Origin of the sequence: Mergibacter septicus (genome assembly GCF_003265225.1) — a bacterium.
GTDB lineage: Bacteria > Pseudomonadota > Gammaproteobacteria > Enterobacterales > Pasteurellaceae > Mergibacter > Mergibacter septicus.
On sequence record NZ_CP022013.1, the window covers coordinates 1,726,695 to 1,739,586 of the forward strand.

Genomic DNA, 12,892 nt, shown 5'->3' on the forward strand with positions numbered 1-12,892 from the left:
AATTATTGGGTTAATATTTAAGTACATAGTATCATATAAAACAGTATTAAAAACGTTTAAAATTCTATAAGCTAAAATTTAAATATAATTTATATTTCTTATTTATTTACTAATTTATGATAAGGAATAATTTTTGTTTCATTTTTTTGATGTATTAATTGATAAAATTGAGGGAAATTAAAATTATGTTTTAATAGTTGAATTTTATTCGTATTATTTTTATCTGCTGTATTATATATTCGATTAATTTCAGTTATTTTTTCATTTTTTTGTCCAGAACAATTATAATATGTTTCTAAATTGTTTTCTTCATCAAGAATATATACATTAAAACTTGAATCTGAGTTATCCTCAAAGAAAAATTGTAAAAAACCTTCATTTGCAAATGATTCTATTTGTTGAGGATAATTTATTTTATTTTTCGTTTTAATTCTATTAGCCTCTTTTTCTTGTGTTTTAGGGTGTTTTTTATATTGATTAAATAAACTATTCCACGCATCACTCACAATATTAAAACGATTAATTTTATTTTCTTGTAATAAACGGCTAAAACGACTGTTAATACATTTTCCAACTAAATAGCTTACTACTTGTTGTAATTCATTACAATAATTTTGACTATAGCAAAAAATATTCACAGATTGGGGTGGAAGTAAACTACGATATATTTTGTTTGAGAGCACCTTTAATGCGGTAAAAATAGCATTTTCTCCTTCAAAATGTAAGGTGCGAATTTCATTCCATAGATTACGATAAGTAAGATCTATACTACCAATTAAATTTGTTTTATTACTAAAATTAAATAAATTATTAGGCTGAATATTAGTTTGAAAATGATTATTCTTATTTATTTTAGTGGGATCATTGCTTAAATTTATTGCAATAAATAACTGTTTTATTTCACAAGGATGATTCAACTCTTCATTTTTTGCAGGTGGTACTTGAAGATGAAAAGATAGTCTTAAGTCTGTCACAAATTGGCGTAAAGTTTCAATATTTACATTTGGACTTTTTATATAGAGTTGCGTATTAGCGGTTAATAATCCGTTAAAATATGCCCAACACACTAATTTATTTAAATTTCGATTATATTCAATATGGCGATATTTAGCGTATAGCAGTGGTGTTTTTGGAGCTTGATTTAGGATATACCAGCCAGCTTTGATACTATTATTCCCTTTACTTTCAATGAAAGTTAAATTTTCTTCAACAATATCTTGTGATATTTGTGGGTTAAATAGGGTAATCTTTCCGGGTAGTTCTTCAAAAACAGCATAAAGCTTTCGAGTTAAAATACAGATATCTTCAGGCATAATACTTGCTTTAATATTATATTTTTGCCCAAAATTCATTAAATTACGATAGCTTTGCATTAATAATGTGACTAATTGTTCATACGTTTTTTTTACTTGTTTAACTTTCCAATATTGACGATGGTTGAGTGTTTCAATTTCATCTTGTTGCCAACCCCATTGTTGTGCTAATCCAGTTAATTGTTTTAAACGCCAGTTATTTTGTAATGATGGGGTTAAGATATCTTCACAAGATTTAATGTAAAAACAGCGTCTTACTTGTTCTAGTCGAGTGAGATCATTCAAACGATATAGGTAAGTGCTAACACGTTCTAACATAGCAAAATAAGGATCATAATTATGGACTTGTGGTTGGTTGCGTAGTAAATCTTGTTTAAATTGTAAGGAGATAAGCTTGGTATTAGGGTATTCCCAAGAATAACATTCAACTAAAAGGATTTTTAATGCAGATTTGTAGGGCGAGTCAATACCTTTGTAGAGATGCCATAGTGTGGCACCAAAATATTCATTTGCGGATAGTGATCCTAAGCCTCCAAAATCTACCCATTCATTAGGATCTATTTTGTTTTCATTAATTAAATTTTCGACATATTCTTCGTAATATTTATCATCAATATCAAGGTGGAGCCAAAGTAGAGGTTTCCCTGCTAAACGAATAACGGAGCGGTAAAATTCATCAAGTAGTAACATGGATTGGCTCGATCCGCAGTTATCACTAGTAATTGAATCATGATAGAGATGTAAACCTCGAAAACGTTGTTGGGTGAGGAGGTAAAAATTAATATCAACACCGAAATTTTTTGCCCAAACTTGAATAGCGGTGGTTTTTTGAGTCAGTTTAGTTTGTTGATCTGGCGTTAAATTGGGTTGGATACAAATCCAAATATCTAAATCAGAACGTGATGTTTGTGTGATAGATCCTGTGCTACCCATTGCATATACCCCTAAAATAGGGGGATTTTCTGCTTTATTTAAAGGTATATTACTTGTTGTTTCTGTTTCTATAGGAGAAGGTGAAACAGGAATAATAGAGGAGAGGTATTTTTGTTGATAGGTATTTGGTTTAAATTGGCAGATTCCTGAAGGGGCGTTAATAACATATCCGGGTAATGCGGGATTATTGAAATGCAATAATAAAGAAAGTAATTGAAAAACATGCTGAAACTCTTGATCAGAACCAGCTAAAGCCCGTTCGAATCGAAGCTGATCTATTTGAGATACTTTCTTTTTTGCAATATTTAATTCACACATAGATTTTGCTGAGATGTCTTTGTTATAAGCATAAAACTCTAGCACTTTCATTAAAATAGGTAAAGATCACTGTTCTTATAATCGCTAAAATTAAGGCAAGCACTGACAATTAATCTTATCAATGATAGGATATAATAAATTTCACAGAGATAAAAATAGTTATGGAACAAAACAAATTACGCATTGCAACTCGTCAAAGTCCTCTTGCATTATGGCAAGCTTATTATATTCGAGATCGTTTACTTTCAATTTACCCAGAATTACAGGTAGAACTGGTTACGATGGTAACTAAAGGTGATGTTTTATTAGATACACCTTTAGCTAAAATCGGGGGTAAAGGGTTATTTGTTAAGGAACTAGAATTAGCATTATTAGAGAATCGTGCTGATATTGCAGTCCATTCAATGAAAGATGTGCCTATGCAATTTCCTGATGGATTACATTTAAGTGTTATTTGTCAACGAGAAGATCCAAGAGATGCTTTCGTTTCTAATCACTATCAAAAATTAGAGGATTTGCCAGCAGGAGCTATTGTGGGAACTTCAAGTTTACGTCGTCAATGCCAATTAAAAGCATTGCGTCCTGATTTACAGATCAAAACTTTGCGAGGTAATGTTGGCACACGTTTATCTAAATTGGATAATGGTGAATATGATGCAATTATTCTTGCTGCAGCTGGTTTAATTCGTTTAAAGCTGGTAGAGAGAATAAATAGTTTTTTACCAACAGAAGTATCTTTACCCGCAGTAGGTCAAGGTGCAGTTGGGGTAGAATGTCGGCAGCAGGATTCTTGGGTGAACCAGTTGTTGTTGCCTCTTTTAGACCAAGATACTTGGGATTGTGTTATGGCTGAGCGTGCTATGAATAATCGTTTACAAGGTGGTTGCCAAGTCCCAATTGCTGGTCATGCTGTTTTACAAGGAAATAACTTGTCTCTAAGTGCATTGGTAGGTTCATTAGATGGTGAGCATATTATTCGATCAGAACTAACAGATATACGCCAAAATGCAACTATACTTGGTGAAAAGGTCGCCAATGATCTACTGGCTCAAGGTGCAAAATCGTTATTAGATGCAATTTATTCATAAAAAAATAAAATGGGAATATTGATTACTCGTCCAGGAGTGAGAGGGGAAACGCTAACTACAATGTGTAATCAAGCAGGGTTAGCGGCTATTCATTTACCTTTTTTTAATTTAGAAGAAGGAAGTGAACTTAATCTATTACCTCAAAAATTACAGAGTTTATCTGCGGGGGATTATGTTTTAGCTGTATCGCATTATGCAGTTAGCTATGCGAATTCTGTATTACAGAATGTTGGATTTGAATGGCGACAAGATCTGCATTATTTTGCGGTAGGCAGAAAAACGGCTGCTGAATTTTCTGAAATAACAGAGCAGACAGTTGTTTATCCTGCTTTAGTTGAAAATAGTGAAGGTATATTAGCGTTACCACAATTTTCTAGCCCTAATCTTACTGGTAAAAAATTGTTATTATTGCGAGGAAATAGTGGTCGAGAATTGTTACAAAATACGATACCACAACGTGGTGGGGAGGTAGAACTTTTAACTTGCTATCACCGAACACCACTTGAACAACAAGCCGATCCTTTTCTATTTTGTCGAGCAGGCATTGATACGATTATTGTGAGTAGTGGTGAAATTTTAACAGCATTGCTGGATTTTATTCCTAAAAATGAACATAATTGGTTATTTTCTTGTCGTTTGATTGTTATTAGTCAACGTCTTGCTGATCTAGCCATTCAAGCTGGCTGGCAAATAGAAAATATTGTGGTTACAGATAAAGCGGATAATAATACGCTATTTCAAACTGTATTATCATTTTCCTATTCTTAGATAAATATAGGTGTAAAAATGAAAGATCTGCCAGAAAATCCAAATATCCCCACTTCAAATCTTGATCAGAATCATCGTGTATCAAGAAACACTAATGAAAAGACCGAACAATCATCACAAATTGGACAAGATAACGCTATGAAACAAGATTCTACCGTATCATCTGTTAATCAACAGAATAAAGCTTCTATTGAACAAGAAACCTTTGACTTATCAGGGCAACAACAACGAAAAGAAGCAAAAATGGAGAAAAAAACATCAAGTGGTGGGAAGGGATTGGCTTTACTAGCACTTTTTGTCGCATTAGGAATGGGCGGAATAGGCTATTTTTTTGCAAATACGCATTTCAATCAAGTACAACAGAAACTCACTGCATTAGAACAGAGTAATACTGATCTTGTAGCAAAGGCAAGTCGTCCAACAGCATTAGTAGAACTACAACAAAAAATTGTTAATTTAGAAGCACAAAACCAAGAACTAACGCAAAAATTAGAATTTCTGGCTAAACAAGACCACCAACAAATAGAAAATATGGCTAAACAGTTGGTAGCGATACAAAGTCAATTAGAGAAGGTATCTCATTTAGATAATACGAGTGTTGCAAATCAATGGCTATTTTCTGAGGCAGATTTTTTACTCAGTAATGCGTTACGTAAATTGATATTAGATGATGATGTAGAGATTGCAATTTCACTTTTAAAACAAGCGGATAATATTCTAGCCAATGTCTCGGATAATAAGGCAGTTCAAATTCGTTTGGCTATTCAAAGAGATTTAAATTACCTTGCTAACCTTAATGTTGTCGATCAAAACACAATTATGCAACAACTCTCTCAGTTGGCAAATGATATAGATGGTTTACCATTATCTGAAGAATATTTGAATCAAAATACCGATAGAACTAATGATAAAGAATTGAGTAATTCTATTGATGATTGGAAACAGAATGTGCAAAAAATAGCAGAATCTTTCTTAGATCGTTTTATTCGCATTCAACCTCGTACCCAAAATGAAAAGGTATTATTACCACCTGATCAAGAAATTTACTTGCGTGAAAATATTCGTTTACGTTTACAAATAGCTATTCTTGCAGTACCTAGACAACAGAACGAATTATATAAAGATTCATTAGAAACAGTAGCATCGTGGGTAAGAAGTTATTTTGATACTAATGCAACAGATACCCAAGATTTCTTGAAAAAAATCGATCAATTAGAAACACAGTCAATTTATATTGATGCACCAGATAGTTTAGAGAGTTTAAATTTACTCGATCAAATGCTGCATTTACCACCCCATCAACTTAATAAAGTACAATTAAAAGTGGACAAAACTTTTTCCTCTGACGTGGTGCCAACCACAACTAATAGCAGTGATAATGGGCAATAGGAGGGAATATGTTTAGATTACTATTTTTAATGCTAATTTTATTAGCGGGTTTTATTGTAGGACCTTATATTTCTGATCAGCAAGGTTATGTATTGATTTTGACTCAAAACACTCGGATTGAAATGAGTTTTGTGACATTAATCATCATCTTTGTGATCGTTTTAGCATTGATTTATGGTATTGAATTAATTTTAACTCGTATCCGTTATTGGAGTAGTAATACCTATAATTGGTTTTCAAATCGTAAACGGCGTAAAGCACAACAGCAGACAGTCGAAGGGTTATTGCATATGCACGAAGGTAATTATGCTAAAGCTGAGAAATTGATTAGTAAAAGTGCTAAACACGCTGAAGCACCAGTGCTTAACTTCATTAAAGCGGCAGAAGCAGCTCAACAACGTAATGATGAATTTAGTGCCAATCAATATTTGATGGAAGCGACAGAAATAGCTGGAACAGATAATCTAACTTTAGAATTAGCTCGTACTCGTATTTTCTTAATGCAGAAAAAACTCCCTTCCGCCCGTACTAGTATCGATAGTTTATTAGTATTAGCACCAAAAAATGCGGAAGTTTTAAAACTTGCTATCACTATTTATCAGCAATCAAGTGCATTTGCTGCTTTAGATAAAATTCTGCCAAATATTGAACGTGGTGGGATTTTCACTGCCGTAGAAATGACAAGATTGGAACACCAAGTAATTGACGGATTACTTAATGAAATTATGAATGAAGAAAGTAGCGATGGTTTACTCAAATGGTGGGAAGCACAATCAAAAGCTCGCCGTAATGATCTTTATACTCGGATTAGAGTAATCCACTACCTTCTTGATACGCAAGATGATGAATCTGCTTATACGTTAATTCTAGAAACGATTAAAAAAGTACAGCTTGAAATAAATATAGATGACTTATTAGTTGAAATTGCACGTTTACAGGTTGAAGATAGTAGTAAATTAATCAAGCAGCTTGAGAAATATACGGCAAAATTTAAAGGTTCAGTGGTAACAGAGAGTTTATTTAATCGTGCTTTGGGATACCTATATGCTCGTAATAATCAGTTTGAACACGCCAGAACAGCATTTAAAACGGTATTGAGTTTAGGTCAGACAGAACCTTATGATTACACTATGGCTGCTTATATTGCAGAACAGCTAAAAAATGACGATGAAGCACATCAAATTCGTCAAATTAGTTTACAACAAGCAATGAAGATTAATAATCAAGATCTAAAGTCAGCACAAAAGCTTGATCAACAAGAGGCAAAGTAATGAAAACCACGATTTATCATAATCCACGTTGTTCCAAAAGCCGAGAAACATTAGCTTTATTACAAGAAAAAGGGATTGAACCTGAAGTAATTTTATATCAGCAACACCCCCCAACTTTAGCTGAGTTACAACAGCTAGTTGCTTTATTACAGCTTGATGATGTTCGTTTAATGATGAGAACTAAAGATGATTTGTTTGCTGAGTTAGGCTTAGATAAATTAGCTGGGGAACAAGATACAATCAATCATCAGTTGTTACAAGCAATAGTAGAAAATCCAAGTTTGCTTGAACGGCCTATTGTTGTCAGAGGACAGAAAGCTAAAATTGGCAGACCACCAGAGTTAGTGTTGGATATTCTTTAGGATTAGGAAGATAAAAAAACCGCATAATTTATAAAATTATGCGGTTTTTTAGGGATTAAAGCTTATTCTTCAGTACCATAATAGGCTTTAGTGAGGATTTCAACCATATCTTCAACCATTGGTAAACGAGGGTTAGCTGGTGAACATTGATCTTCATAGGCTAATAGTGCTAGTTCATTCCGAGCAGCCATAAATTCTTTTTCATTTAAACCTTGTTGTTGGAATGACATTTCAATGCCAATTTTCTCTCCTAACTCTTTGCACGCTTTTGCATAGCTAGCAACACCTTCAGCAGGGGTTGAACAAGGTAGCCCTAGCATTCTGGCGATTTCTTGATATTTTACATCTGCTTTGTAGTAGTTGTATTTCGGCCAAGTTGCGGTTTTAGTTGGGCGAGTGCCATTATAACGAATGACATAAGGCATCAAAATTGTATTTGTTCTGCCGTGTGGTAAATGAAAACGTCCACCTACTTTATGTGCGAGAGAATGATTCATACCAAGAAAAGCATTAGCAAAAGCCATACCAGCAATGGTTGAAGCGTTGTGCATACGTTCACGTGCTTCAGGATCATTTGCACCGTTATTTACTGAACGTACCAAAAACTCAAACACAAGTTTAATCGCTTGTAAGGCTAATCCATCGGTGAAGTCATTTGCTAAAGTTGAAACATAAGCTTCTGTTGCATGGACTAATACATCATAGCCACTATCTGCAGCAACGTGTTTAGGTACTGTCATTGTCAAAGCGGGATCAACAATAGCAATAGTTGGTGTGAGTGAATAATCAGCAATCGGATATTTTTTATCACCTTCAGTAATAACGGCGAATGGTGTTACTTCAGATCCTGTACCAGATGTAGTTGGAATACCAATAAATTTTGCTTTATGCCCTAATTGTGGGAACTTGAATGCACGTTTACGAATATCCATAAACTTCTGTACAAGATCACGGAAATCAACTTCAGGTTGTTCGTAAAATAGCCACATAACTTTTGCCGCATCCATAGCTGAACCACCACCCAAAGCAATAATAGTGTCTGGTTGGAAGCTACGCAGTAATTCCACACCACGTCGAACCGTTTCAATACTTGGATCTGGTTCAACATCTGCAAATAATTGATAGGTTACCTTATCTCCACGGGCGGTAAGTTGATGGGCAATTTTTTCTACAAAGCCAAGATCAACCATTGCTCGGTCGGTAATAATAACGACACGTTCAACGCCCTTCATAGATTGTAAATATTGAATTGAATCTCGTTCAAAATAGATTTTTGACGGTACTTTAAACCACTGCATATTGTTTCTCCGTCTGCCTACTCGTTTAATGTTTAATAGATTTACGGCACTGACATTATTTCCAACAGCATTTTTGCCATAAGAACCACAGCCTAAAGTGAGTGAAGGTAAGAAAGAGTTATAAACATCTCCAATCCCACCAAAAGTAGAAGGTGAATTCCAAATAATGCGAATTGCTTTAACTTTTTCGCCAAAGGTTTTTGCTAATTCTGCATTGGAGGTATGAATTGCAGCAGAATGTCCTAAACCATGAAACTCTACCATTTGTCGGGCTTTATCAACCCCATCTTCAGTATCATTTGCTTTTAATAATGCCAAAACAGGCGATAGTTTTTCTCGAGTCAGGGGTTCTTTAGGACCCACTTCTTTACATTCAACTAATAGAATATTGGTATTTTTAGGTACATTAAAACCAGCTTGTTCAGCAATCCAACTTGCCGATTTACCAACCACTGCTGCATTTAGTTTTGCTAATGCACAATTTTGGCTATTTGCTTTGGCTCCAAAAATAAATTCTTCTAACAGTGCTTTTTCTTTTTTATTGACTAAATAAACGCCATATGATTGCATTTCTTGAATAAATTCATCATAAATTTCGTGATCCACAATAGCCGCTTGTTCACTTGCACAAACCATGCCATTATCAAAAGACTTAGACATTACAATATCGTGTACCGCTTGTTTTAAATTAGCTGATTTTTCGACATAAGCAGGGACATTTCCAGCTCCCACACCTAAAGCTGGTTTACCGCAAGAATAAGCAGCCTCAACCATTGCATTACCTCCAGTTGCTAAAATCGTGGCAATGCCCGGATGTTTCATTAGAGCTTGAGTACCTTCCATTGAAGGGGTTTCTATCCACTGAATACAGTTTTTCGGTGCTCCAGCTTTAACCGCAGCTTCATAGACAATCCGAGCTGCGTGAGCTGAACTTTGCTGTGCTGAAGGATGGAAAGCGAAGATGATAGGATTACGTGTTTTGAGGGCAATAAGTGATTTAAAGATAGTTGTTGAGGTTGGATTTGTAGTTGGTGTGATACCACAGATTACCCCAACTGGATCAGCTATTTCGGTGATACCAGTAACATCGTCTTCACTAATAACACCGACCGTTTTTAAATGCCGCATATTATGTACAACATATTCACAAGCAAAAAGATTCTTGGTCGCTTTATCTTCAAAAACCCCTCGTCCTGTTTCTTGATAAGCATGCATTGCCAATGCACCATGCTGATCAAGTGCCGCAACAGAAGCTTTAGCAACAATATAATCAACCTGTTTTTGATTAAGTTGGCGAAACGCTTCTAATGCGACCAACCCTTGTTCAACCAGTTTGTTTACTTCTACTTGAGCTGAACTGACGGCTTGATTTTTTGTACTACTCATAACAAGTTTCTCCTAAAAGTTAATTATTTTTCTAATTAAAATTATATCTATATAGAGTTACCTCTTCTAAGGTATTTTGTGTCGATTAACCTATTTTATGATCTTGCTCAAGTTGGTGTTATCTTATTGTAAAATAAGTTAATTTTAAGTGAAAAGTGGTGGGGTTATGTGAATAAAGTAAAGGTGTTTGAGGGCTTATTTGGTTTAATATAAACTTTAAAAAGTTAATATAAATTTATTTTGTTTCAATTAATAAGGAAAGCTTATGTTCTTAAAAATCATTCATATTCTATTGATGGGCATTTTGTTTGTTTTTTCACCTGTTTTATTTGCGAAAGGACCAAAGGTACCTTATTCCCATCCGGGGATAACAGCTAATGATCGTAGTCAAGAAAATAAAGTTCGTATGGTATCAGTTGAAGATATTGAGAAAAGTTTGGAAGGTTATCCACCAATGACTGTTGGTTTTGATATTGATGATACAGTGTTAGTGTCTAGCCAATGTTTTTATTATGGAAAAAATAAATGGTCACCAGATAGTTATGCTTATTTACGTAATCAAGCATTTTGGGACTATGTCGCTGATGGGTGTGATTTGAGTTCTATTCCTAAAGAATCCGCTGAAAAATTAATTGCAATGCACCTTAAAAGAGGAGATCAGATTATTTTTCTAACAGGGCGGACTCCGCATAGTGGGTATGATGGTAAGGATTTAGATAAGTTAGCTTTAATATTACAAAGTACTTTTCATATTCCTAATATGAAACCTATTCTTTATTCTCGTGCTACTGTCATTGAACCTTATAAATACGATAAAACACCTTATATTAAAGATGTGGATATTAAGCTTTATTACGGTGATAGCGATAGCGATATTCTTGCTGCTAAAGAGGCTGGTATTCGAGGAATTCGAGTTATCCGCTCGTCAGTTAGCACTAACCGTCCGTTACCTTTAAATGGTGGATATGGTGAAGAAGTAGTAAAAGATTCTTGGTATTAATACTATTTTCTTGTAGATAGATAATGACGAAACACCTAATTCTATTAGGTGTTTTATTTTTTTATTAATCCTTTTATAGAAACATAAAATGGCTTTATTTGATATTTGATGAATAATATAAATGATTAATTGATCAAAATGCTGAGAAATATGAAGATGAGGATCTTTTATATTTTTTAAAGGATTATTAATAAATTTTTCTTATAATAAAAACGTTCTCCAAGAATAAAAATATATTTGGTGGAGAACGTTTTATTTTTTAAATTTATAGTTAAATCGCCCAGTTTCCAGCGTAGAAAATAACAAGAACGATGGCGATAATTACGGTTCCTGCATTAAGTTTTTTCGATTCACCACCGATAATTCTACCAACAACAAGAGAAGCAAAGCCAAGCATAATACCTGTAACAATATTGGCAGTTAGTACAATGAATACAGCACAAATTAAACCACTCATTGCACCGATTGGATCGGCAAAGTCTAATTTTTTAACATTACTTAACATTAATAATCCAACATACATTAAGGCAGGTGCAGTTGCATAGTTTGGTACTAAGGTTGCAAGAGGTTCAAAAAATAGGGTTAAAAGAAATAATAAACCAACGATGACAGCAGTAAGCCCTGTTTTACCACCAACAGCAGTACCCGCAGCTGATTCAATATAAACAGCAGCAGGGGCTGTTCCGAATAAGCCTGAGAAAATACTACTGACAGAATCTGAAGCAAGGGCTTGACGAGCGTTAACAATGCGTCCTTCTTTGTCGAGTAAGTTGCCTTGGCTTGCAACTGCTTGGATAGTACCAGTGGCATCAAAGACAGAAGTCATTACTAAGGCAAAGATAACGGGAAGTAATGCCGCATTTAATGCACCCGTTAAGTCCATTTCCAAGAAGAGCGATTGTTCTCCAAAACTTGGCATTTTAAATATTTCACCGCTGAATTTTACGTTAGGATCGAAAAATAAACCGATGATGGTGATCGCAATAATTACAAGTAGCATACCACCTTTTATTTGTCGGCGTTCAAGACCAATAGTTGCAGCTAGGCCTAGTAGCGACATAATGACTGGGAAAGAGGTAAATTCACCGAGTTGGACAGGTAATCCAGCTTGGCTACCAATGATTAGTTTTACGCTGTGTGCAGCAATGAGAAGGAGAAAAAGACCTATCCCAATTCCTGTACCGTGAGCAATACTTTCTGGTAGGTTATTCAAAATCCAAGAACGAATGCCTGTGACAGAAATAAGGGTAAATATTACTCCCATTATAAAGATAGTTCCGAGAGCGACAGGAATACTAACTTGTTGAGATAATACTAAACTGAAAGCGGTAAAAGCGGTTAATGAAATAGAAACACCAATTGCCATTGGTGTGTTAGCCCATAATCCAATGATTAATGAACCTAAACCACTGACAAGGCAGGTGGCAATAAAAACAGAGGCAGGTGGAAAACCTGCCTGACTGAGAATATTAGGTACAACTATCACCGAATAAACCATAGCTAAAAACGTTGTAAGCCCAGCAATGATTTCTTGACGTAAGTTACTACCAAGTGCTGTGAATTGAAAATGTTTTTCGAGCGTATTTGACATTGAATGTTACCTTTATGTTAAGGGAAGGAATTGGCGAGGGGCTATTTTAGCCATCTAAATTAATTTATGCAAACGTTTGCGTAGTATTTTTTTTATATAAAAAAATAAATAAAAGTTATGTAAAAAAAGCCCTAATAATCAAATTATTAGGGCATAATATCCAGTTAATATCTAA

At 34.5% G+C, this 12,892-nt stretch carries 9 protein-coding genes; 6 read left to right on the forward strand and 3 right to left on the reverse strand.

Going from position 1 to position 12,892, the window contains the following annotated elements:
• Positions 1–98: 98 nt before the first annotated feature.
• Positions 99–2,564, reverse strand: coding sequence for a class I adenylate cyclase (locus tag CEP47_RS08060; protein ID WP_261920130.1), 2,466 nt, complete (start codon positions 2,562–2,564; stop codon positions 99–101).
• A 161-nt stretch (positions 2,565–2,725) separates the two neighbouring features.
• Here CEP47_RS08060 and hemC point away from each other — a divergent pair, with 161 nt between their 5' ends.
• From hemC to arsC, 5 genes are read left to right on the forward strand one after another with little or no spacing between them, the layout of a single operon-like run.
• Positions 2,726–3,652, forward strand: coding sequence for a hydroxymethylbilane synthase (hemC, locus tag CEP47_RS08065; protein ID WP_261920129.1), 927 nt, complete (start codon positions 2,726–2,728; stop codon positions 3,650–3,652).
• A gap of 9 nt (positions 3,653–3,661) precedes the next feature.
• Positions 3,662–4,420 carry a uroporphyrinogen-III synthase gene (locus CEP47_RS08070; protein WP_261920128.1) on the forward strand — a complete coding sequence of 253 codons (759 nt, stop codon included), beginning with the start codon at positions 3,662–3,664 and terminating at the stop codon, positions 4,418–4,420.
• Positions 4,421–4,438: 18 nt separating this feature from the next.
• A complete protein-coding gene (locus tag CEP47_RS08075) occupies positions 4,439–5,809 on the forward strand; it encodes a uroporphyrinogen-III C-methyltransferase (RefSeq protein ID WP_265482648.1) in 1,371 nt (456 codons plus the stop codon).
• 8 nt (positions 5,810–5,817) lie between these two features.
• Complete coding sequence (locus CEP47_RS08080; RefSeq protein WP_261920125.1) at positions 5,818–7,080, forward strand: heme biosynthesis protein HemY; 1,263 nt, start codon at positions 5,818–5,820, stop codon at positions 7,078–7,080.
• Positions 7,080–7,442 carry an arsenate reductase (glutaredoxin) gene (gene arsC, locus CEP47_RS08085; protein ID WP_261920124.1) on the forward strand — a complete coding sequence of 121 codons (363 nt, stop codon included), beginning with the start codon at positions 7,080–7,082 and terminating at the stop codon, positions 7,440–7,442. Before CEP47_RS08080 ends, arsC begins: the two co-directional genes overlap by 1 nt.
• 62 nt (positions 7,443–7,504) lie before the next feature.
• On the opposite strand, the gene adhE is transcribed toward arsC, so the two are convergent.
• Positions 7,505–10,126 carry a bifunctional acetaldehyde-CoA/alcohol dehydrogenase gene (gene adhE / locus CEP47_RS08090; protein ID WP_261920123.1) on the reverse strand — a complete coding sequence of 874 codons (2,622 nt, stop codon included), beginning with the start codon at positions 10,124–10,126 and terminating at the stop codon, positions 7,505–7,507.
• 265 nt (positions 10,127–10,391) lie between these two features.
• On the opposite strand from adhE, the gene aphA reads away from it, so the two are divergent.
• Positions 10,392–11,126 carry an acid phosphatase AphA gene (aphA, locus tag CEP47_RS08095; RefSeq protein WP_261920122.1) on the forward strand — a complete coding sequence of 245 codons (735 nt, stop codon included), beginning with the start codon at positions 10,392–10,394 and terminating at the stop codon, positions 11,124–11,126.
• A 271-nt stretch (positions 11,127–11,397) separates the two neighbouring features.
• On the opposite strand, the gene CEP47_RS08100 is transcribed toward aphA, so the two are convergent.
• Positions 11,398–12,717 (reverse strand): NCS2 family permease, encoded by a 1,320-nt coding sequence (locus CEP47_RS08100; RefSeq protein ID WP_261920121.1) that lies wholly within the window; start codon positions 12,715–12,717, stop codon positions 11,398–11,400.
• Between the last annotated feature and the right edge of the window lie 175 nt (positions 12,718–12,892).